Below are 21,289 nucleotides of genomic sequence, written 5' to 3'. Positions count from 1 at the left end.
ATAACCTGCAAATCGCAAGTCTTGCTGTTGCGGTCCGACCCCGTCTGCAGGCCGTTGGCGGCAGCGACGATGGGTTGGATCACATCCGTCGAACGGACAGACATAAACAGGAAGACCCGCCTTGCGTGATCATTGCATCAATCAGGAAATCGAATTGATGATTTCCCGGATCAATCACCAGCGGGTTTATAGGGGTTTTTGCGCTGAATTAGAAGCGTTGTGTTATGTTCACCCCACCAAGCGTTCAAAGCCGATGCCCTTGGAACGATCCGGTTACGCTCATCTACACCCTAACGCGTTATGTTTGGAGATTTGAAGCAGCACCTAACACATGGAAGTTTCGTTATAAATCACATGAGCTGGTTCGTTTGCAGCCTTTTCAACCAAACAAAAAGAACATAGATTTCAAGCTTATGGAATGCGACAGTCTTTTTGACAGGGACACCTCAAACACATGTTCATAACGTCAATCGAGCCCCCCCTGTCACGACGCAGCCTTGTGACATTGCGTAAGCGGCTTGCGGCTTTGACCCTGACGGGTGTGTTTGTTCTGCTATTTTCATTCTTTTTCATTCAGAAGACGCTCTATGACAGCGCAATTGAACATGCCAGCGCCGAGCTTGAAGCAACAACCTATCAACTCGGCACAATGTTGCTGTTGTATAATGATGCCGACCTGCAAGCGATTGTCGAAAACAATTCAAACATCACGGTTGGCCTGCTCAACAATCAGCTTGAGCAGATCGAAGGCTTTATCCCGCCGCATCTGATCGGTGATTTGGGTGAATACATCAGCACACAGCAGACAGAACGGGACTCACTGCTGTGCGTTCACAGCAGTGAAGTTATGGTTCTGGCCTATAGCAAATTGCCGGAAATCGACCGGATTGTCGTGACTTACACACCGCGTAGCACGCTTTTGGCAAACTGGCGTAATGCCTTTATCCTGCATGCGTTGATGTTTGTGATGGCCATGACCATACTTTGCGGGCTTTCTTTGTGGTTGTGGCAACGCCTGAAACGCCAGCACATGCGCGCAGCCCACTTGGCCGAACATTTCAGCGATACGGAAAACACCCTGTCAGAATGCGGCTGCGCGGTAATAAGCTGGCCCGTTGATACACCTGACGGCAAACTGACAACACAATTGAACTGGCCTGAGATATTGGGGCCAACTGGCGCAAAAATCAGCCCGACCATGGCAGATTTTCTCGATAAACTGTCGCCTGCATCGCTGAACCGATTGCGCGGTCCTTTGATCGATAATGTCTGGCCCGACGAGCGGGTTGGCACAATGGTCGATATCGCCACCACGGCCAACCGGACACAGCGTTTCTATCTGATGGCACATCGCTATGTTGAAAGTGACCGACAATTTGCATCGGTCCTGCTTTTGGAAACCGCATCCCAGCAGGAGTTGTGCCACCCGTTCGAGACATACCTGCGCCATACACCGGAACCAGCCATTGCTGTTGATACCGAAGGTGTCCTGCGCGGGTTTAGCCCGGCACTTGAAGATCTTGTCGGGTTGCACGTACATGACATCGTCAACCAGCCATTCTTCAAGCTTTTCGTGCCCGATGATCAGCAAACCGCCATGACGGCCATGCGCCAGAAAAGCGATAACAACACCATGCTTGGTGATGCCAAATCAATCCTGCGCGTTCTTGATCGCCAGGATAACGTGCGCTGGCTGGCATGGCATTGTATCGGGCCGTTTGACGGTTTGGTCTTTTGTAGCGCGCGTGATGTGACAGAGTTCGTTGAAAACGCCAACAAGCTGCGCGATACGCTTGATCAGCTCAAACGCAGCAACGAAGACCTTGAACAATTTGCCTATGTTGCGTCCCACGACCTGCAGGAACCGCTCCGCATGGTTGCAAGCTATACCCAGCTTCTTAAACGGCGTTACGCAGGCACCCTTGATCAGGAAGCCGATGAATATATCGACTATGCCGTTGATGGTGCCAAACGGATGCATAAACTGATCAGTCATTTGCTTGAATACGCCAAAACCGGCACCACCGGAGACGAATTTAATCAAATTGACTGCAACCTGGTCCTGAATGAAGCGCAAGCCGATCTTAAGGATGTAATCAGCCGGGAACAGGCCACCATCACCCATGATGACCTTCCGACCATCAAGGGTGACCGAATTGGCCTATCGCGGCTGTTCCAGAATTTGCTGTCCAATGCGATCAAATATCGCCGCCCCGGCGTGCCACCGCACATTTCAGTAACCGTCGAACCCGATCCGATCATGCATGATTTCTGGCGGTTTTCGGTACGTGACAACGGGATTGGTATTCACCCGGAACACGCGCAACGGATTTTCCGCCTGTTCCAGCGCCTGCACAAGGACGAGTTTTCCGGAACCGGGCTTGGACTTTCGCTGTGTCGGAAGATCGTTGAACAGCACGGCGGGCGCATCTGGCTTGATACCAGCCGCCCGATCAGTGACCCCGGCACAACGATCATCTTTACCTTGCGGGTACATCATTCCGCCTGATGGCCCGGGACACATTGCGTCGGTGTGGCAAGCATCTTGCTTATTGTTTCATCAGAAACCGGCAGCCGGGTAAAAGCTGCCCTCTGCCTGCGATGGAGCAATAGATGTTCAAAGCCACGATCCTGTCATGCCGCCCCCTGATCAATCCCGTGCTGGCGATGCTGGGCCTTATGGCCCTGACAGCCTGTGGCTCAGACATGCGCACCATGAACGACAGCCATATGCAAACACTTGCACATTACTTTGCCGAACATGAACCGGGCGAACCGTTGCCACGCGGCTGGCGCAGGCTTGATGGCGCAGAAATCAACTACCGTTTTGCAAACGAAACATATGCCATTTATTCGATTGACGAGGATGAGAAGCTTCTGGTCATGCGACTGTATGACAACGGCACGGGGCGACTGGACGCTGATGATGATCGTGAAAGCTGCGAATGGAACAGCATGGTCGATCAACTTGCCATCGAATGCGATGACACCGATATGGAATGGCACATCTTTACCAATGGTCCCGACCTGATCGCGCTTGATCTGGATGAAGACGAATATGCCATTCTGCGCAAGCGCCCCGGTCGGTAAATTTAACCGCTTTTGGGCCTGAAATTCACACCGTAAAATATAACCCAGTTACAAAAACGGGCCACCCCACGCAGGAGCGGCCCGTTTCTATTGCTTTTGGTTTCCCGATGCGGAGTTAAGCGCGCAAGGAGCCACCTGTTGCTTTTTCAACAGCCGCGACAACCTTTTTACTGACCGCTTCGATTTCTTCTTCGGTCAACGTTGCCTTGGTCGGCTGAAGGGTGATTGAGAAGGCCAATGATTTCTTGCCATCCTCGATACCCTTGCCAGCATAGAGATCAAAGATCGTCACATCCGTGATCAGGTTGCGATCAGCACTTTTGGCAGCCTTGATAATGGCGTCGGCCTTTACATCTTCATCAAGCAGGAAGGCAAAATCACGCTCAACCGACTGGAAGCTTGAAGCATTCAGCGGCGGACGGGACGTGCCTTTTTTCTTCGGCATCGGAAGGTTTTCGACGAACAGCTCAAACGCCACAACGCGACCTTTAACACCAAGTGCCTTCAACACTTTGGGGTGCAATTCACCGAAATAGCCCAGCACGTTTTTCGGGCCAAGCTGCAGGGCTGCTGAACGCCCCGGATGATACCAGCTTGGCGCACCGTCTGTATTGACCTGAACGTTTGCGGCATTTGCACCAAGCGCATCAATCAGGGCTTCGGCATCCGCCTTGACGTCAAAGACATCAACATCACGACGGGAACCGGTCCAACTGCGCGCGGTGGTCGATCCGGCACGAAGGCCAGCAGCCACCAGACGCTGATCGCCCGGTTGATCACCAAAGAATTCCGGCCCGACTTCAAACAACGCAAGATCTGCAAAGCTGCGCGCCTGATTGCGACCCGCAGCCGCGATCATATTGATCAAGGCATTCGGACGCATGATATCAAGATCCGAGCTGATCGGATTGGCCAGATACAGACCGTCTTTGAGTTCACCAAACAGTTTGGCCCAACGCGAATCGGTAAATGCCCAGGTCACGGTTTCATAAAGGCCACGCGATGCCAGCACACGACGGGTCAGACCAACACGCTTTTGCATTGGTGACAGGGCCGGGACCGGCAGGCTGCTTTCACGTTCGAGCGGCACGGTCGGGATCTTGTCATAACCGACAATGCGAAGGACTTCCTCGACCAGATCGGCTTCACCGATAATATCTGGACGCCAGGTTGGTGCGACAGCGGTAATGACCGGTGCAGATCCACTAACCTCAAAACCAAGCGATTTCAGAATCTCGATGGCACGATCCGCCTCGACGGCAACACCGCCCAATTCCTTGATCCGATCAATGCGCAGATCAAAGCTGTTGCGTGGGTTGGGAACTTCGCCCGCCTTAACCACATGCGAAACGTCACCGCCACAGATTTCCGTGATCAGGTGCGTGGCGACTTCCATGCCCCATGCGATCGACTGCGGATCAACGCCACGCTCAAACCGATAGCGTGCATCAGAGTTCAGTTGAAGCTTCCGGCCAGTCTTGGCAATGCTGATCGGATCGAACAATGCACATTCAACAAACACGTTGGTGGTTTCTTCAAGGCAGCCGGTTTCTTCGCCACCGATGATCCCGCCAATGCCAAGCGCCTTTGCCTGATCTGCAATGACAACCATGGAATCGGAAAGTTCGTATTCCTTGTTATCAAGGGCTGCGACCTTTTCACCATTGGTCGCGTAGCGCACATTGATGTCACCCGACAGCTTGTCGGCATCAAAAACATGCAGCGGGCGGCCCAGATCGTGGGTCACAAGGTTGGTGATATCAACCAGTGCCGAGATCGGACGCAGACCGATGGCTTCCAGACGGGCTTTGAGCCAATCCGGGCTTTCAGCATTTTTCACACCACGGATGTAACGGCCATAAAATGCCGGAACTGCGTTTTTTGCTGTGATGTCGCTGCTAATTGCGACGTTGATCGGGCTGTCAAATGAACCAGCGACCGCTTCCTGACGCGGATCGGCCTTAAGCGTGCCGATGCCAGCCGCAGCCAGATCGCGGGCAATCCCGCGCACAGCGGTACAATCCGGACGGTTCGGCGTCAGGCCGATTTCAATGATCGGATCATCCGCACCAAGAACGGCGGCAACCGGTGCACCGATTTCGGCGTCTTCGGGCAGCTCGATGATGCCGTCATGGTCGTCACCCAGGCACAGCTCACGGGTGGAGCACATCATGCCCTGACTTTCGACACCGCGGATTTTTCCCGGTTTCAACTTGGAGCCATCAATTGGAATGATCGCGCCGGGCTGTGCCAGTGCGACCTTGATCCCAGTACGCGCATTCGGCGCACCACAAACGACCTGAATGGTTTTCTCGCCAGTATTAACCCGGCAAAGTTTCAGGCGGTCGGCATCGGGATGTTGACCAGCCTCGATGATATGGGCGACACGGATGTCGGCCAGTGCTGCGGCGCGATCAGTGACGTCTTCGATTTCCAGACCAATATCAGTCAGTTTTTCGGCAACCACCTCGATCGACGCATCGGTATCAAGGTGCTGTTTTAGCCAATTCAGTGTGAATTTCATAATCTCAGCCCCTTACCATGTTCGGTACATCCAGCGGCACAAAACCATAATGTTTCAGCCAGCGCAGATCGGTATCGAAGAAGGTGCGAAGATCAGGAATGCCATATTTCAGCATCGCAATACGTTCGATCCCCATGCCAAAGGCAAAGCCCTGATATTCTTCCGGATCAAGACCACAGGCAGACAGAACCCGCGGGTGAACCATGCCGCAGCCAAGAATTTCCAGCCAGTCGTCACCTTCACCAATCTTGAGCTCTCCGCCTTTACGCGAGCAACCGATATCCATTTCTGCACTCGGTTCGGTGAACGGGAAGAAGCTTGGACGATAGCGTACCGGCACATCATCAAGTTCGAAATAGGTTTTGACGAACTCAAGCAGGCAGCCCTTCAGATGACCCATGTGGGTCTTCTTGTCGATCACCAGACCTTCGACCTGATGGAACATCGGCGTATGGGTCATATCGCTGTCAGAGCGATAGGTACGCCCCGGCGCAATGATGCGAATTGGCGGGGTTTTCGACTGCATGGTTCTGATCTGCACCGGGGATGTATGGGTACGCAGCACAAGGCGCGAACCATCTTCCTGTTCGGGCAGATAAAAGGTGTCCTGCATTTCACGCGCGGGATGTTCCGGCGGAATGTTAAGGGCGGTAAAGTTATGGAAGTCGTCCTCGACGTCCGGCCCTTCGGCAAGGGCAAAGCCCATCTCGCCGAAGATCGAGACGATTTCATCAATCGTCTGGCTGATCGGGTGAATGCGACCCGCGGTCTCATCCGGACGTGAAGACAGGGTGACGTCGATCCGCTCGCCCGACAGACGTGCTTCAAGGGCAGCATCTTCAAGGGCAGTTTTGCGGGTTTCGATTGCGCTGGCAACCTGGTCTTTGACGGCGTTCAGTGTCTGACCAAATTCACGGCGCTGATCGGGGTCCATCTTGCCAAGGTTCTTCATCAGGCCGGTAATACGGCCTTTCTTGCCAAGGGCGCTGATGCGGACGTCTTCAAGCACGGTCAGATCCGCTGCCTTTTCGACTTCCGCCAGAACCTCTTCGCGCAATGCTTCGATGTTTTCCATAACTTCCGACGCTTTGGCTTGGGTTTAAAAATCACAAAAAGAAAGGGGACGGCCAATATGGCCGCCCCCGATCAAATCAGGCAAGTGCCGATAAAACCTTTTTACAAAGGTTTATCAGTCCAGTGCAGCCTGCGCCTGGGTGACCAGAGCTTTGAAAGCTTCCGGCTCACGCACTGCGATGTCGGCAAGAACTTTACGGTCCAGCTCAACACCAGCCTTCTTCAGGCCGTTCATGAACTGGGAGTAGCTCAGACCGTTCTCACGTGCGCCAGCGTTGATACGCTGGATCCAGAGCGAGCGGAACTGGCGTTTCTTAACGCGACGATCGCGGTATGCATACTGCAGACCTTTTTCCACAGCCTGAACGGCGGTGCGGAAAGTATTGTTGCGGCGACCGCGGTAACCCTTGGCAGCCTTAATAACCTTGCGGTGACGAGCGTGTGAAGACACGCCCCCTTTTACACGAGCCATTTAACTCTCCTTCAACCTTAACCGTACGGCAGGAATTTTTTGACGATGCGGGCATCTGCGTCACAGAGAATCTCCGTGCCACGAGCCTGGCGCTTCATCTTGGTCGGTTTCGCAGTCAGAAGGTGGCGCTTGTTTGCCACGTTGTGACGGACTTTTCCGCTGGCGGTCAGGCGAAAGCGTTTTTTCGCGCTCGCTTTGGTCTTCATCTTGGGCATTTTTCTATCCTTGCAAAAGCAATGAAAACGAAATCCCCTACGGCGGCTGGGCATGCCCTGAAAGTTCATGACAAACCTTCCAGCCTCACCACCTGTTTTGGGGACGGGTGGTTATAGACTCCGACTTTACCTTTTTCAAGGGCCAATTCACGCCTTTCCCCTTGCTTTTTGCGGCATTGGGCGGTCATTGTGCCCCAACATCACATTTCGCCGCCCGTCCCACCATCGCACATTTCGATAACCGCTTGATCATATGTCAGAAATTACATCAATCATTTTGCCGTTTTTTGCCCTGATCGGCCTTGGCTGGCTTGGCGGAAAATTCCGAATTGTGACCCCCGACGGGATGCGCGGAATTAATGGTTTTGTCTTTTACTTTGCCCTGCCTGCCCTTTTGTTCAAAGCGCTTGCAACGCGAAGCCCCGCAGAAATATGGCAACCCGAGATCATAGCCGCCTATGGCGGCGCGACCATTTTGGTCTATGGCCTCTGTCGTTGGATCGCAGCCAGGGCGTTCCATCTTGATCCTGCCTGTCAAACCCTGTTTGCCTTTGGCGGCACCATGGGGAACGTCGGGTTCATGGGGTTACCGCTTATTGTCGGTTTATTGGGGCCAGCAGCAACCGTACCGCTTATTGTTGCCCTTGCGGTTGATTTGATTGTGATGCTGCCACTTTCCCTGTTGCTGCTTGAGGGCTCCAAACATGCCAAGGGCGAAAATCCGGTTAGCAAGATTTTAAGCGGCACTCTGACCAACCCGGTTGTACTGGCGATCGCATTTGGGGTGATGGCAAGCTTGCTTGATCTTAAATGGCCGGATGGTGTGGACTATCTGCTTGATTTGCTGGGGCAAAGCGCTGGTCCATCTGCTCTGTTTGCCATTGGTGTTGCACTTGTAGGTCGCCCGCTTGCCGAAAAACGCGCCGAGCTTGCCACTATGTCCGTCGCCAAACTGATCATCCATCCAATTGCTGTATTTTTAAGCTTCTGGGTGATCGGCACCGAAATCGGAATTGAAACCAAAGCCGTTTTGCTACTCGCCGCACTTCCGACTGCAGGCAATATTTTTGTCGTTGCGACGACCTATGACCGCTATATCGTGCGCAGTTCATCTATTGTACTGGTGACGACCGCACTGGGTGTCATCAGTTTTTCACTGTATTCAGCCTATATTGATCCGATCATGGCATGGCTTGGGTCATAGCCCCACAAAACACACGCCGTAATCACAATGCTTGGTATTCTCAATGAGAAACAATAAACCGGCAGAGAAGAGTCACACTGCGGTTTTGATGGTATGGGCCCGCCCGATCCATTTTTCGACTCGGCTCATCAGCTTTTCCCGGTTGATGGGTTTGAGAACGAAATCATTCCCACCTGCGGCAACACCACCGCGCAGATCCTCTTCGCCCTGGCGGGCCGTGACATAGATGATCGCGCAGGCAAGATCGGGAAAATAGGTCCGGACATTCAGGGCTGTCTCAAAGCCGTTCATGTCGGGCATCATGATATCCATCAGGATGATGCGCGGACGCCTTGTTTTCAATAACTTGAGAAGTTCCTTGCCAGAGGAAACGCCCTGAAACGAAAAACCGCTACTTTCAACGATTCGTTTCAGCAGAACCAGACTCTTGGGGTCATCATCGACTCCAACGATCAGAAGATCATTTCCAGCTGGCATGGCATTCCCTCTTTGGCTTGGACCTTTTGGGGCAGAACGGCAAAACGCCGCGTCTTAACGCGGCGCCAGCACCATAATCATAACACGGCCTTCCATCTTGGGCATCATTTCCGGCTTAGCGAGATCTTCAAGATCCCCCGAGAAGCGCTGGAGCATGCCAAGACCAAGGTCCTGATGGGCCATTTCACGTCCGCGGAAACGCAACGTAACCTTGACCTTATCGCCACCGCCAAGAAACTTCTGCGCAGCACGCAGTTTGACGTTGTAGTCGTGGATATCGATGTTCGGACGGAGTTTGATCTCCTTGACCTCGATAACCTTCTGTTTCTTTTTGGCTTCGTTCTGCTTCTTGCTTTGTTCGTACTTGAACTTTCCGTAGTCGATCAGCTTGCACACTGGCGGCTCGGCATTCGGAGCGACTTCGACAAGATCGAGTCCGATTTCCGCTGCCATTTCAATGCCTTCACGCACCGTTATCGGGTCGGACATATTGCCTTCAGCGTCAACAACACAGATGGAACGGGCTTTGATATCCTCATTGACGCGCGGACCTTCCTTGGTCGGCTGCATCGGTTTGCGTGGTCGTGCTATGGATAATCTCCTATGGTAATCAAACAAATCGGTCAGAAACAGAAACAAGGAAAAACGCACTGCTTCAAACAGTGATTTCCTTGCGACCTCACCTAGCATATCCGTGTGCGTTCAGAAAGCAATGTTTTTAGGCAATTACGCGGGGCGCAAAGCGCCAATTTCCGCGCCTTTGTCCCAAAGCCCCGAGACAGGGCTTAACTTGGATTTTCTAATCGGTCAGATCCAGTCGCCGACGAACTTCATCCATCACCCGATTCACGGTCAACTGACGCAAATCACCTTCGCGCACAATGCTTACCGCATTTTTTCCAAGGCCACGCGGCGCGCTGAGCTTGGGATCCGATTCGCGTGAGAACAAAACAATGGACGGCGCACCGGCAGCCGCTGCGATATGCATAGGCCCGGTATCGTTACCGATTGCCAGAACCGAACGCGCAGCAAGGGCTGCGATATCGAGAAACCCGGTTCTGCCCATCAAATTGCGCGCCTTCGGGCACATTTGATCGATCTTGCTTAGAACATCGGCTTCGCTTTCTGTGCCAATCAGCACGGGGGTCAGGCGATAGTCCGCAAGTTTTTTGGCCAACAGCCCGAACCGTTCCGCCGTCCAGCGCTTTGCCGGGCGATGCGGCGCCCCCCCTGGACATATCAAGACAAACGGGCTTCGAATACCAAACCGTTCCAGATCAATGTCGGGTCCACTCAGGGACGGCAACGGAACATTGGCAATACCTGCATCCGCTAGCTGTTCTGCCATTCGATCAATCGAATGCATGCTATCACGTTGCGGGTTGGCATGCGGGTGTGAACAACCTCTGGCTATGCCGGACCATTCCGGCTTTGGCCCCGGCCAGAACAGTTTGTAATAAAATCCACTGCGATCTGATGTCTGCAGATCATAGACACGGTTGAACTTGCCATTGCGCAGAAAACGGCGAAGGGCCAGAATTTCGCGAGGCTGGCTTAGCTTTGGGCGACGATCAATGGCAATAGAATCAAAAAAACCGCTGGCCCGAATCAGATCGATATAAGGCCGTGTGGTCAGGACCGTAATATGGGCATCGGGATGCGCGTCACGAATCGCAGCAAATGGTCCCATCGCCAAAACAACATCGCCAAGGGCAGAAAGCTTGATGACGAGAATTCGTTCGCGCTCGGAGTCGGCAGGGTCGGAAAGATTATTTTTGACAGTTTCCGAGATTTGAAAATCCGATCCGGTTTCACTTTTTTGGGTGCTCATGCAGCGTTCCTGTTTATCCGCTTGAGCGCCTTGGCATAGACATTCAGCGTACGTACGGCCATCTGTTCCAATGAGTACTCGTCAATTACGTGCTTGCGTCCCTTTGCCGCCAACTTCGCACGTTTTTCGGGCGTCAGGCTCAACACCTGAATAAGGGCACGAGACAGTTGTTCAACTTCATTCGGGCTGACGAGCCAACCGGTTTCCCCCGGAAGAACCGTTTCCATCGCCCCGCCATGCGCGGTTGAAATTACAGGACGCCCCATTGCTTGCGCCTCAGATGGAATCCGCCCAAAAGCTTCGGGCTGGATTGACGGGCATGCAACAACATCCGCCAGCATGTAGGCTGCGGGCATGTCATTGCAGTGATCAACAATATGGACGACATCTTCCAGTCCCAGCCTGCGGGTAATCTGCAAAACCTCTTCACGATATCCGGTGCGACCCTGATCCGATCCGACGATGAGGCAACGTACTTTTCGATGTCCCAATTTTTCAAGAACCGCTGGCAACGCACGAATAAGAAAACCATGCCCTTTCCAGCGCGTGATGCGACCTGGCAACATGATGACGTATTCTTCGCCATTCAAACGCCACTGGGTTGACAGCGTGATCAAACGTTCCTGACTGACATTTTCCGGATTGAAAAGATCAACATTGGTACCGCGCGGAACAATGTTCAGGCGGTCAGGCTCGACCTTGTAATATTTATCGATGTGATTGGCGATATGCTTGGAAATTGCGATCACCTGATCACCCATGGTCATGATCGCGTTATAGCGACGCTTGAATGGGTTGGTATATCCTGAATAGGTGCCGTGGAACGTTGTAACGAACGGAATACCGGTTTTGCGCGCGGCGAAATAAGCACTCCAGGCCGGCGCACGCGAGCGCGCATGAATGATATCCACACCTTCGTCGTGAATCAGCTTCACAAGCGCATCGATATTCCGACGCATGATCAGAATATTTTTCGATTTGAGCGGCAGATTGATGTGCTGTGCGCCAAAGCGATCCAGTTCACGCTCAAGCCGCCCACCTTGCGATGCGACGAGTGCCTTACCGCCCCCATCAACGATGGCGCGGGCGATATCAACGGTGCCACGTTCGACACCACCGGCGTCAAGTTCTGGCAATACCTGTAAAATGACGGCAGGTCGATAGTCCCCGCCTTGCGCTTGGGGCTCTGATCGATAGACTGTTTCTGTCATTATTTCTGACGTGCTCATGCAACTCCAACCACAAACACCCAAGGACTTATGCCCCGGATGACACATGACCTGCCAACGCAACTGCCCAATAAGCCCACATATCTCAACCGGCCGGACGGCTTAAAAATCGCATACCATCACGTGCCGGGCAAGCGATCTAAGGCACAGGCCCCTGATATTCCGGGCGTCATGTTCCTTGGCGGTTTCATGTCGGACATGACCGGCACAAAAGCAACCCACCTTGAGGAACACTGCATTCGGCAGGGGGTGGCTTATACCCGCTTTGATTATTCCGGTCACGGACAATCGTCGGGTAAATTCGCCGACGGCACGATCGGACACTGGGCAAGCGATGCCGTTGCCATTCTTGATGAAATTGCCACTGGCCCGCAGATTCTTGTTGGATCTTCCATGGGCGGCTGGATCATGCTTTTGGCGGCCCTTGCACGCACGGAACGTGTTGCGGGTCTGATAGGCATTGCCGCCGCACCTGATTTCACCGAAGACCTGATGTGGACGCAGTTCAGTGAAGAACAGAAAAAAATCATCATGGAACAAGGCGCCTTGATTGAGCCAACCGAATATGGCGACGATCCCTATACCATCACGCGCGCGCTGATCGAAGACGGTCGCAAACAGCTTTTGTTGCGCAAACCCATTGAACTTGGCTGTCCGGTCCGGTTGGTTCAGGGAATGAAAGATCCGGATGTGCCATGGCAAACCGCCATCCGCCTGACAGAAGCATTGGCCACAGATGATGTCCGTGTGGATTTGATCAAAACGGGTGACCACCGCCTGTCAGAGCCTGATCAGTTGGATGTGATCACCAAGCATATTGATGAGCTCATTTCAAAGACAGTGGCATAGACCGCTGTCTTTGACGGGCATTTTCGAGTAAAGGACGATCAGGCCAAAATGACCTGATCGTCCTTTACTTTGACAGCCACCGGTTCAAGCATGTCACCTGTACATGGGCCAGAAACGCATTCACCATCCTCGATGCGAAAACGTGCACCATGGGTGGAGCAAATGATTTCATCGCCAAAGTCACTAATGAATTCGTCAGGCTCCATATCCAGTGGCACGCCGATATGCGGACAACTGTTGACGTAGCCAAAAACATCCTCACCGCTACGCACGATAAAAATGCCAGTCCCACCAAGATTAAGCCCCTTGGCGCCGGTCGCATCAAGATCGCTTAGCGCACAAAGGACTGTGCCTGCTGCTGGAAGGTCGCTCATGGATCAACCCCACCTATCTCGCAGATTGCCGCCCATGACGCATCGTCAATCGGCATGACTGACAAGCGCGATTGTTTTAGCAAAGACAGGTCCGAAAACCGTGGGTCAGCCTTGATATCGGCAAGCGTAACCGGCGAGATCAAGGGTTTGACCGTCTTGAAATCAACCTGAACAAACTTGCCTTTTTCATCGGTCGGATCGGGATAATATTCCCGCACCACTTCAACAATGCCGACAATGCGTTTTTCATTCACCGAATGATAAAAGAACGCCTTGTCACCGATCTTCATGGTGCGAAGATTCTTCGCTGCCTGATGGTTGCGTACACCATCCCAGCCCTCGACCCCCTTCTTGACCTGATCGTCCCACGACCAGCTTCCCGGTTCGGTTTTGACCAGCCAGTATGCCATGGATCAGAAGACCTTCTTGAACGGGCGAATAACGACGGACTCAAACAGACCGGCCTTGGCATAGGGGTCATTGGCCGCAAATTCGCGGGCATCTTCGATTGCATCAAATTCGATGATGAAAACCGATCCGTTCATACCTTCCATATCGGGATCAAGAGTCGGGCCCGCCGCAACAATACGGTCGGTAAAGTCACCCTTGATATAGGCCAGATGGTCGTCACGGTTGGCTTTGCGGACATGAAGGTGACCGGGCTTGTCAACACAGCGGATGTAGAAATGCATGAACTGTTTCCTGCTTCTTTATGAGATCAATATTCATAAAGTGACAGAAGGGCAGCCCATTCTCAAGCCGAACCCGTTTGCAAATTGCAGCGAAGGCTGACCTCAGTTGGCGTTTTCAAGTTCATCGCGGAATGGTCGCTGTAACAACGCATTGATGCTACCGCGCAGATCAGCCCCATGGTTGGCAACCTGATCAACGGCCGAACAGATCGGCATCTCAATTCCGTATCTTTCGGCAACTGCCGTGATTGAGGCCGCTGTATGAACGCCTTCTGTCACCGAGCGACGCTCGCCAAGGATATCTTCAGATTTCCGTCCTTCGCCCAAGGCAACGCCAAAGGTGTAATTACGTGAAAGTGTCCCGGTGCAGGTCAGGGTCAGATCACCAAGTCCGGCTAACCCCATCATCGTTTCAACCCGTCCGCCCATGGCAACCGCCAAACGCGACATTTCGGCAATACCGCGCGTAATCAGGGCCGCACGCGCATTATCGCCAAGCTTCAAACCCGCAACCACCCCACTTGCAATCGCCAAAACGTTCTTGATCGCACCAGCGACCTCAACACCAGCCACATCGGTGCTGAAATAGGGCCGGAATTCCGGCGTGCCGATCAACTCCACCAGACGCTTACCCAAAACGCGGTCTTCGCAGGCCAGGGTGATCGCGGCCGGTAATCCGACAGCAACCTCCTGCGCAAATGTTGGCCCTGACAGAACTGCAACCGGCACATCACCAAGGGTTTCCGTAACCACCTGCGCCATCAGCGCACCTGTTTTCTTCTCGATACCCTTACAGCAAATCACGGCTGGAAGTGTATTTGGCCAATGCGCGGCAAGCTTGGTCAGTGTTTCACGCAGGTGCTGGGCCGGTGTCACCAGAAGGACCGCATCAGAGTCACGCAACCCCTCGTAATGGATGGTTGCCCTTAGGGCACCGGGCAGATCGACACCCGGCAGATAAAGATCATTTTGACCATTTACGTTAATCCGGTCCGCAAGGTCAGCGTTGCGCAAGATGAGCTCAACATCTTCCCCGGCCCGGACGGCCTGCAAGGCCAGAGCCGTCCCCCAGGCACCACCGCCAACAACTGTAATGCGCTTTCTCATAATTCTATTCCGGCAAAAATGAAGTCGTTTCGGATATCAGGCACGCCAAAACAGGGAACAATTACGCCTTAACCCCGGCCCCCGGACGTTTGGGTGCTTCGGGATCAAGCGGCCAACGTGGACGTGGCTTGAAATCAAGGTCATCACGTTCGCCCAATCGGAACCGTTCCAGACCCGCCCATGCAATCATCGCGGCGTTATCCGTACAAAGCTCAAGCGGCGGCGCAACAAGTTGCATGCCCGCCTGATCGGTGAGTTCCACCAACCGTCCGCGCAGATACTTGTTTGCAGCAACCCCTCCGGCAAGCACAAGCGTCTTGCCCTGTGGATAGTCGCGCATGAATTCAAACACCGCATTGCGCGCCCGATCAATCAGAGTATCGCCCACCGCCCGCTGGAAAGAGGCCGCCAGATCAGCTTTGACCTCTTCAGTCTGTTGTTCGACAGGGAAGCCATCCATATAGGTCCGAACAGCGGTCTTGAGCCCCGAAAAAGAAAAGTCACAACCCGGCCGCCCGCGCAACGGGCGCGGCAAGCCAAACCGGTTCGGATCGCCCTTGGCCGCAATCTTTTCAAGGGCCGGTCCACCGGGGTAGCCCAGCCCCATCATCTTGGCAGTTTTATCAAATGCCTCGCCGACCGCGTCATCAATGGTGGTGCCGATACGCTTGTATTTGCCGACACCCTCGACAATCAGCACCTGACAGTGCCCGCCAGACACCAGCAACAACAAATAGGGGAATGCAACGTCGTCGGTCAGCCGAACAGTCAGTGCGTGACCTTCAAGATGATTGACGGCAAGAAAGGGTTTTTGCGCGGCAAAGGCAATCGCCTTGGCAGTCATGGTGCCAACCATCACACCGCCAATCAGCCCCGGCCCCCCAGTGCAGGCAACAGCATCAAGGTCATCAAAATCAACACCGGCATCATCCATGGCCTCGGCCACCAGACGATCAAGATGTTCAAGATGGGCGCGCGCGGCAATTTCCGGTACGACCCCGCCATACGGACGATGATCATCAAGCTGGGACAAAACACGGTTTGCCAGAATTTCGCGCTTGTCATTAACGACAGCGGCGGCGGTTTCATCACAGCTGGTTTCGATACCCAGAACGATCATAATTTTGATCCGCTTAAGCAGGTCAGGAGAAAGACCCGACAATCCGTTTTTGATTTCACGTATAGGCTTGGCGATGATGTAGCGGAAACTTTCTGTGCTTTCCACCCCCGACCCACGCATTTGCCATATGCAGTTATCGCGTTTGGGACGACATGCGCCAATTAATACGTCACGACTTAGATCAATGCCGCCATTATCCGACGGCCTAAAATCACTTAAAATTCGTTGCGTTTTTCACGGCGACAAAGGCATGCGCAGACCTTGTTTTTAAAGAGCTTTGAGACTAAGACTTCATTCATGACAGATACAGCAAAACTTCGCATCGGCACCCGTGGTTCCCCCTTGGCCCTGGCTCAGGCGCATGAGGTGCGTGACAAACTGGCAAACGCCCACCCGGAACTTGCAGAAGACGGCGCGATTGCCATCACCGTGATCACCACCACCGGTGACAAGGTTCAGGATCGGGCCCTGTCTGAAATCGGCGGGAAAGGGCTGTTCACAAAGGAAATCGATGACGCGCTGCTGGGTGGCGAGATCGACCTTGCTGTTCACAGCATGAAGGATGTCCCGACCGTTCTGCCGGACGGCATGATTCTGCCAACCATTCTGCCACGTGAAGATGTCCGCGATGCGTTTATTTCCCTGAAATACAAAAGTTTTGCTGAAATGCCTGCCGGATCTGTCATCGGGTCTGCCAGCCTGCGCCGTCAGGCCATGATCCTGAACAAGTTCCCGGACCTCAAAGTCGTAACCTTCCGTGGCAATGTGCAAACGCGCCTGCGCAAACTGCGCGAAGAACAGGTTGATGCCACCTTGCTGGCCATGGCTGGCTTGAACCGTTTGGGCCAACCTGAAATCGCCACCGCACCGATTGCCGAAAACGACATGTTGCCTGCCGTTGCGCAGGGTGCAATTGGCATCACCATCCGCGACGGCGATGTGCAAAGCAAAAACTGGATTTCCGTTCTTCACTGCGAAACATCTGCTGTTCGCGTGGTTGCAGAACGCGCAGCGCTCAAGGCACTTGATGGGTCATGCCGCACCCCGATTGCCGCACTGGCAGAATTTCAGGATGATGGCGATCTGCGCTTGCGCGTGGCGATTGTTCGCCCTGATGGAAGTGAGCGCCTTGATACCGAACGCATGATCAACAATCCCGATATCGCATCCGCGACTGCTGCCGGAACCGATGCCGGGAATGAGCTGAAAGAACGTGGCGGTCCGGATTTCATTACCGACTGATTTGCCAACTGACAGGAACGCAGATGGGATCCTTGGTTTTAAATACCCGGCCCGACACCGACTCTGCCGACCTATTGGCGGAGCTTAACCGGCGCGGTTATCGCCATCTGTCTGCCCCAATGCTGCATATCGTCCTACCGGATCAGAGAATTTCAGTTGATACCTCAAGGTATCAGGCGCTGGTCTTTACCTCGGCAAACGGGGTGCGGGCGTTTGCCAAACTGTCTGATGACCGGACTTTGCCGGCCTTTTGCGTTGGTGATGCAACAGCACGGACGTGCAAGAGCTACGGGTTCAGAGAAATCCTTTCCGCCAACGGCGACATTCAGGACCTTGCGGCACTTATTCGCAAAAAATCTGATCCGAAGGCCGGAACCATATTCCATCCGGCAGCCCGTAAAACAGCCGGGGACCTTGGCCAGATGCTTTTGGTAGACGGCTATCAGGTAGATCGTCAAACCGTTTACGAGGCCAAGGAATGCGACACGTTTCCCAAAGATGTCATGCACGCAATACACCAGCATCATATTGATGCGGTTTTATTTTTCTCTCCCCGCACTGCGGAAACCTTTGGTAAGCTTGTCCATAGCTATAAGCTGGAGAAAGAATTAGCCGGGACGGATGCAATTTGCCTTAGCCAGGCCGTGCAATCGAAGATATCCGACCTTACATGGCATAGAACGCACGTTGCATCTCAGCCGACACAAGAATACCTTCTTTCTTTATTAGATCAGTCCCTATCGTGATGGCTTTCAATCGCCTACCGCCGTTTTGGGAACAACCGCAAACTGCAATGGTTCGATCGTGAAAACACCAGAAACGCCAAAATCCAATGCTTCCGCAAAATCGGCCGACACCAAAAAATCGACCGATACCATTTCCGTTGACAGCAAGGGGAATGCGAACTCGGGCCCGAAAAAGGCTGAGGCCGGCAGTTCTGCCAAATCCAGTGTCCCGAATACCGGAACAGGCACATCAGCCAAGGACAGCGTTGCTTCTGGCAAAGCTGGAAAACCCGGCGCAGGTGCTTCGACAACGGGTACAACAGATCGGTCCAAATCTGGCGACAAACCTGTCGATGACAAAGCATCATCTGGCGCGGCAACATCAGGCACATCGGGCAAGCGCAAAGGCAGCGGCGGCAAGGCCCTGCTGTTGTTTGTGATCATCATCGTTGGTGCCTTGGCCGCCGGTTGGTTAACTCGCGCAATCTGGTGGCGCGATGCGGAACCGGTCCTCACACAATATGTACCCGACGACATTCTGGCTGAAATTGCGCCTGATGGTTATGGGCCGGACACGACCCCGGCTGAGGACATCACCGTTACCAATACGCCAACCCAATCCGAATCCACCAACAGCACCGGCATTCCGGAACCAAGCGAAGACGTTCCCATGGCTGAGATGGATGACGGCGAGGTGGCAACCGAAGACATGTTGCCAAACGTATCTGACGACGCCAACACTGACACCATGACGAATGCAGACCCCCTTCCGGATGGCTCTGTGGTTATGGATCCGGATCTGACAGAACGTCTGTCGCGTTTGGAAGGAACAATCGATGCCCTGCGCGAACGTCTGAATAACGAGCGCGGGGATACGCTTAACAATACAGTTGCGCGCCGCATGGCGGAAATCGAAACCCGCACCGCACCGATTGAAGAACTCGCCCGCGTTGAAAGCGAACTGGCGGGTGTTGCCAATGAAATGCGTGAATTGTCTGCCCGCCTGTCGACCATGGAAGAAGAAGTGCGCGCAACCAGTGGCCTTCGTGTTGAAAGCCGTGGTCAGGCAATTGCCATGGCAGTTACGATCCTGCGCGATGCCCTGCAGCGCGGCGGACCGTTCGTTATTGCCCTTAATCAGCTTGAACGCAGTGCCGGTGATGATGAAGTAATCGCCGAGCAAATCAAAACCCTTAAGCCGCTTGCCGACCAAGGTGCACCGACCATCGAAAAATTGCGTCAGTCCTTCCCGGTCATGGCGCAAGAAGCCGTTGCAGCAGCAACCGACGATCATTCGGGCAGTGTCCTTGACGCAACATGGGCGAACATCAAAAAGCTGGTGCCGGTCCGGCGCGTTGATGCCGCAGGCGAAGAGTCACTCGAAGGTCGTTTGGTTCTGGCTGAAAACGCGCTTGCCCAAGATGACCTTGATGCTGCCGTCGCAGCCCTTCAGGGGATCGAAGGTGATCACGCGGCGGCAGCTGTAAGTGACTGGCTGCGTGCTGCAGAAAACCGTCAGACGCTTAACACCTCGATTGCGACGCTGAGTTCACATGCCATTAGCATTCTGACCGGCACGGAGGGCAGCCAATGATCCGCCTGCTGACGTTTGTCCTTATAACCGCCGCGCTGGTTTTCTGTACCGTATGGTTTGCCAATAATCCCGGCAACATGACGATTGTCTGGCTGGGCTATCGCTTTGATGGCTCAATCGGGATGGTCGCTTTGGGATTACTGGCCCTGACCGCTGTTCTGGTGCTGGTGTGGCGTGGCTGGACGATCATTGCCAATTCACCGGGTTGGCTTGGACGCCTTTTGGGCAGTCGCCGACGCAAAAAAGGCCAGCAGGCCCTGACCATGGGTTTGCTGGAATTGGCGTCAGGTGACGTGCGTCAGGCACTTAAACATACCCGTGCCGTGGACCGCTATCTAGAAGATGACACGCTAACACGTCTTTTGACGGCACAGGCGGCAGAGCTTGACGGCAACAATGAAGCCGCCAAGCGCCAGTTTGAAGCCATGCTGGAAAAACCCGATTCGGCCTTCTTCGGTTTGCGCGGTCTTTTACAACTGGCATTAAAGTCCGATGATCGCGAAGCTGCACTTGAGTATGCTGAACGTGCGCACCGTCTGCGTCCGCGCAACCCGTCGGTGATTGTCACCCTGTTTGACTTATTGTTGACGTCCAAACGCTGGGACCGTGCGCTTGGGCTTTTGGTGGATGCGCAAAAGGCATCTGTATTTGGCGAAAAGGAACTGACGCATCGCCGTGCCCTTCTGATCACGGCCAAGGCAGAAGACGCCATTGCATCGGGTGAGAATGCCGAAGCAATCAAACTTCTGCGCAAGGCATTGAATGCCGAACCGGACTTCACCGGGGCGGCTGTTTTGCTGGCGGGACTTTATCGCGATCTGAAGCAGGACAGCAAGGCGTGCGACGTTGTCATCCAAAGCTGGCGTACAGTCCCGTCTGCCGCACTTGGGTCGATCTTCCGTGAAACATTGACCGGAGATGCGCTGGCACAGGTGAAATCGGTTGAAAAGCTGGTTGCCAACAACCCAGATCACGTCGAAAGCCAGATCGTTTTGGCCGAAGCCGCCCTTGAGGCCGACCTTTGGGGCATGGCACGCAGCAACCTTGAAAAGGCCATGGCGACCAAGGCAGAAGCACGCCATTACCGTCTTATGGCCGATCTTGCGCTGCGCGAACATCAGGATGGAGCCAAGGCCCGTGAGTTGCTGATCAAGGCAAGTCACGCCAACCCGGACCCTGACTGGCGTTGTGGTGCCTGCGGGACAGAAACAGATCGTTGGGTGGTTTCCTGCCCATCCTGCCATTCCTTTGGCAGTGTCGAATGGCGTGCGCCGCTACGCATTCATCAGGATGAAACGGTTCCACCAAAACCCGATGCCGAGAAACCAGCTTCCAAAGAACCCGCTGCTATCAAGCAGGAAGGCACGGTCATCGAACATGACAAGGATGCAGATGCATCCGATGATGTGACGAACCATCCGAAAGCCGCAAGCCAACCGGCTGTCTAGCGGCTTTCCCATCATCAATTAA

Annotated in this window: 21 protein-coding genes; 8 read left to right on the top strand and 13 right to left on the bottom strand. The window is 53.8% G+C overall.

The genetic code is table 11. The annotated features are described in order from the left end of the window. The first annotated feature begins 499 nt into the window (after window positions 1-499). The gene (locus JF44_RS20050; RefSeq protein ID WP_238318507.1) at window positions 500-2,509 is read left to right on the top strand and encodes a sensor histidine kinase; all 2,010 of its coding nucleotides are present in this window, start codon (window positions 500-502) and stop codon (window positions 2,507-2,509) included. A 104-nt stretch (window positions 2,510-2,613) separates the two neighbouring features. Then, on the top strand, window positions 2,614-3,090 hold the full coding sequence (locus tag JF44_RS0118855) for a hypothetical protein (RefSeq protein WP_033070443.1): 477 nt from the start codon (window positions 2,614-2,616) through the stop codon (window positions 3,088-3,090). A 115-nt stretch (window positions 3,091-3,205) separates the two neighbouring features. On the opposite strand, the gene pheT is transcribed toward JF44_RS0118855, so the two are convergent. The 4 genes from pheT to rpmI form a co-directional block, all read right to left on the bottom strand. Further along, entirely contained in the window at window positions 3,206-5,614 is a 2,409-nt protein-coding gene (gene pheT, locus JF44_RS0118850) for a phenylalanine--tRNA ligase subunit beta (RefSeq protein ID WP_033070442.1), read from the bottom strand. Between the two features lie 4 nt (window positions 5,615-5,618). Continuing rightward, entirely contained in the window at window positions 5,619-6,689 is a 1,071-nt protein-coding gene (gene pheS, locus JF44_RS0118845) for a phenylalanine--tRNA ligase subunit alpha (protein ID WP_033070441.1), read from the bottom strand. Between the two features lie 114 nt (window positions 6,690-6,803). Further along, window positions 6,804-7,160 (bottom strand): 50S ribosomal protein L20, encoded by a 357-nt coding sequence (rplT, locus tag JF44_RS0118840; RefSeq protein WP_008888574.1) that lies wholly within the window; start codon window positions 7,158-7,160, stop codon window positions 6,804-6,806. 17 nt (window positions 7,161-7,177) lie between these two features. Continuing rightward, complete coding sequence (gene rpmI, locus JF44_RS0118835) at window positions 7,178-7,375, bottom strand: 50S ribosomal protein L35 (RefSeq protein ID WP_008888575.1); 198 nt, start codon at window positions 7,373-7,375, stop codon at window positions 7,178-7,180. A 253-nt stretch (window positions 7,376-7,628) separates the two neighbouring features. On the opposite strand from rpmI, the gene JF44_RS0118830 reads away from it, so the two are divergent. Then, window positions 7,629-8,579: an AEC family transporter gene (locus tag JF44_RS0118830; RefSeq protein WP_033070440.1), complete on the top strand. Its 951-nt coding sequence runs from the start codon at window positions 7,629-7,631 to the stop codon at window positions 8,577-8,579. Window positions 8,580-8,651: 72 nt separating this feature from the next. Here JF44_RS0118830 and JF44_RS0118825 read toward each other — a convergent pair whose 3' ends face one another. The 4 genes from JF44_RS0118825 to JF44_RS0118810 form a co-directional block, all read right to left on the bottom strand. Further along, window positions 8,652-9,056, bottom strand: coding sequence for a response regulator (locus JF44_RS0118825; RefSeq protein ID WP_033070439.1), 405 nt, complete (start codon window positions 9,054-9,056; stop codon window positions 8,652-8,654). 54 nt (window positions 9,057-9,110) lie between these two features. After that, window positions 9,111-9,626 carry a translation initiation factor IF-3 gene (infC, locus tag JF44_RS0118820; RefSeq protein WP_033070438.1) on the bottom strand — a complete coding sequence of 172 codons (516 nt, stop codon included), beginning with the start codon at window positions 9,624-9,626 and terminating at the stop codon, window positions 9,111-9,113. 229 nt (window positions 9,627-9,855) lie between these two features. Then, a complete protein-coding gene (locus tag JF44_RS0118815; RefSeq protein ID WP_081944505.1) occupies window positions 9,856-10,887 on the bottom strand; it encodes a glycosyltransferase family 9 protein in 1,032 nt (343 codons plus the stop codon). Beyond that, complete coding sequence (locus tag JF44_RS0118810) at window positions 10,884-12,098, bottom strand: glycosyltransferase family 4 protein (RefSeq protein WP_052066047.1); 1,215 nt, start codon at window positions 12,096-12,098, stop codon at window positions 10,884-10,886. The genes JF44_RS0118815 and JF44_RS0118810 overlap by 4 nt, the downstream gene beginning before the upstream one ends. A 57-nt stretch (window positions 12,099-12,155) precedes the next feature. Between JF44_RS0118810 and JF44_RS0118805 the strand changes: the two genes are divergently transcribed. Next, window positions 12,156-12,965: an alpha/beta hydrolase gene (locus JF44_RS0118805; protein ID WP_033070436.1), complete on the top strand. Its 810-nt coding sequence runs from the start codon at window positions 12,156-12,158 to the stop codon at window positions 12,963-12,965. 38 nt (window positions 12,966-13,003) lie between these two features. Here the strand turns inward: JF44_RS0118805 and JF44_RS0118800 are convergent, their stop codons facing one another. From JF44_RS0118800 to tsaD, 5 genes are all read right to left on the bottom strand, one after another. Beyond that, on the bottom strand, window positions 13,004-13,339 hold the full coding sequence (locus tag JF44_RS0118800; protein WP_033070435.1) for a Rieske (2Fe-2S) protein: 336 nt from the start codon (window positions 13,337-13,339) through the stop codon (window positions 13,004-13,006). Then, the gene (locus JF44_RS0118795; RefSeq protein WP_033070434.1) at window positions 13,336-13,749 is read right to left on the bottom strand and encodes an EVE domain-containing protein; all 414 of its coding nucleotides are present in this window, start codon (window positions 13,747-13,749) and stop codon (window positions 13,336-13,338) included. The genes JF44_RS0118800 and JF44_RS0118795 overlap by 4 nt, the downstream gene beginning before the upstream one ends. Window positions 13,750-13,752: 3 nt before the next feature. Further along, the gene (locus tag JF44_RS0118790; protein ID WP_033070433.1) at window positions 13,753-14,031 is read right to left on the bottom strand and encodes a YciI family protein; all 279 of its coding nucleotides are present in this window, start codon (window positions 14,029-14,031) and stop codon (window positions 13,753-13,755) included. A gap of 102 nt (window positions 14,032-14,133) precedes the next feature. Then, a complete protein-coding gene (locus tag JF44_RS0118785) occupies window positions 14,134-15,138 on the bottom strand; it encodes an NAD(P)H-dependent glycerol-3-phosphate dehydrogenase (RefSeq protein ID WP_033070432.1) in 1,005 nt (334 codons plus the stop codon). Window positions 15,139-15,199: 61 nt separating this feature from the next. Next, window positions 15,200-16,258 carry a tRNA (adenosine(37)-N6)-threonylcarbamoyltransferase complex transferase subunit TsaD gene (gene tsaD / locus JF44_RS0118780; RefSeq protein ID WP_033070712.1) on the bottom strand — a complete coding sequence of 353 codons (1,059 nt, stop codon included), beginning with the start codon at window positions 16,256-16,258 and terminating at the stop codon, window positions 15,200-15,202. Window positions 16,259-16,555: 297 nt separating this feature from the next. On the opposite strand from tsaD, the gene hemC reads away from it, so the two are divergent. From hemC to JF44_RS0118760, 4 genes are read left to right on the top strand one after another with little or no spacing between them, the layout of a single operon-like run. Next, window positions 16,556-17,500, top strand: a complete 945-nt coding sequence (gene hemC / locus JF44_RS0118775; RefSeq protein WP_033070431.1) for a hydroxymethylbilane synthase — start codon at window positions 16,556-16,558, stop codon at window positions 17,498-17,500. 23 nt (window positions 17,501-17,523) lie between these two features. Continuing rightward, window positions 17,524-18,246 (top strand): uroporphyrinogen-III synthase, encoded by a 723-nt coding sequence (locus tag JF44_RS0118770; protein ID WP_033070430.1) that lies wholly within the window; start codon window positions 17,524-17,526, stop codon window positions 18,244-18,246. 58 nt (window positions 18,247-18,304) lie between these two features. Then, window positions 18,305-19,819 carry a COG4223 family protein gene (locus tag JF44_RS0118765; protein WP_033070711.1) on the top strand — a complete coding sequence of 505 codons (1,515 nt, stop codon included), beginning with the start codon at window positions 18,305-18,307 and terminating at the stop codon, window positions 19,817-19,819. Continuing rightward, complete coding sequence (locus JF44_RS0118760) at window positions 19,816-21,267, top strand: heme biosynthesis protein HemY (RefSeq protein WP_052066046.1); 1,452 nt, start codon at window positions 19,816-19,818, stop codon at window positions 21,265-21,267. The genes JF44_RS0118765 and JF44_RS0118760 overlap by 4 nt, the downstream gene beginning before the upstream one ends. Window positions 21,268-21,289: the final 22 nt, after the last annotated feature.

Source organism: Thalassospira australica (genome assembly GCF_000763295.1).
In the GTDB taxonomy this organism is placed as follows: domain Bacteria; phylum Pseudomonadota; class Alphaproteobacteria; order Rhodospirillales; family Thalassospiraceae; genus Thalassospira; species Thalassospira australica.
This window is presented reverse-complemented; position numbering and strand designations above follow the sequence as displayed.

Excerpts from the sequence above, each read along its gene's own strand:
- JF44_RS0118855 (WP_033070443.1), top strand. The coding sequence starts at position 2,614 with ATGTTCAAAGCCACGATCCTGTCATGCCGCCCCCTGATCAATCCCGTG.
- pheT (WP_033070442.1), bottom strand. The coding sequence starts at position 5,614 with ATGAAATTCACACTGAATTGGCTAAAACAGCACCTTGATACCGATGCG.
- pheS (WP_033070441.1), bottom strand. The coding sequence starts at position 6,689 with ATGGAAAACATCGAAGCATTGCGCGAAGAGGTTCTGGCGGAAGTCGAA.
- rplT (WP_008888574.1), bottom strand. The coding sequence starts at position 7,160 with ATGGCTCGTGTAAAAGGGGGCGTGTCTTCACACGCTCGTCACCGCAAG.
- rpmI (WP_008888575.1), bottom strand. The coding sequence starts at position 7,375 with ATGCCCAAGATGAAGACCAAAGCGAGCGCGAAAAAACGCTTTCGCCTG.
- JF44_RS0118830 (WP_033070440.1), top strand. The coding sequence starts at position 7,629 with ATGTCAGAAATTACATCAATCATTTTGCCGTTTTTTGCCCTGATCGGC.
- JF44_RS0118825 (WP_033070439.1), bottom strand. The coding sequence starts at position 9,056 with ATGCCAGCTGGAAATGATCTTCTGATCGTTGGAGTCGATGATGACCCC.
- infC (WP_033070438.1), bottom strand. The coding sequence starts at position 9,626 with ATGCAGCCGACCAAGGAAGGTCCGCGCGTCAATGAGGATATCAAAGCC.
- JF44_RS0118815 (WP_081944505.1), bottom strand. The coding sequence starts at position 10,887 with ATGAGCACCCAAAAAAGTGAAACCGGATCGGATTTTCAAATCTCGGAA.
- JF44_RS0118810 (WP_052066047.1), bottom strand. The coding sequence starts at position 12,098 with ATGACAGAAACAGTCTATCGATCAGAGCCCCAAGCGCAAGGCGGGGAC.
- JF44_RS0118805 (WP_033070436.1), top strand. The coding sequence starts at position 12,156 with ATGACACATGACCTGCCAACGCAACTGCCCAATAAGCCCACATATCTC.
- JF44_RS0118800 (WP_033070435.1), bottom strand. The coding sequence starts at position 13,339 with ATGAGCGACCTTCCAGCAGCAGGCACAGTCCTTTGTGCGCTAAGCGAT.
- JF44_RS0118795 (WP_033070434.1), bottom strand. The coding sequence starts at position 13,749 with ATGGCATACTGGCTGGTCAAAACCGAACCGGGAAGCTGGTCGTGGGAC.
- JF44_RS0118790 (WP_033070433.1), bottom strand. The coding sequence starts at position 14,031 with ATGCATTTCTACATCCGCTGTGTTGACAAGCCCGGTCACCTTCATGTC.
- JF44_RS0118785 (WP_033070432.1), bottom strand. The coding sequence starts at position 15,138 with ATGAGAAAGCGCATTACAGTTGTTGGCGGTGGTGCCTGGGGGACGGCT.
- tsaD (WP_033070712.1), bottom strand. The coding sequence starts at position 16,258 with ATGATCGTTCTGGGTATCGAAACCAGCTGTGATGAAACCGCCGCCGCT.
- hemC (WP_033070431.1), top strand. The coding sequence starts at position 16,556 with ATGACAGATACAGCAAAACTTCGCATCGGCACCCGTGGTTCCCCCTTG.
- JF44_RS0118770 (WP_033070430.1), top strand. The coding sequence starts at position 17,524 with ATGGGATCCTTGGTTTTAAATACCCGGCCCGACACCGACTCTGCCGAC.
- JF44_RS0118760 (WP_052066046.1), top strand. The coding sequence starts at position 19,816 with ATGATCCGCCTGCTGACGTTTGTCCTTATAACCGCCGCGCTGGTTTTC.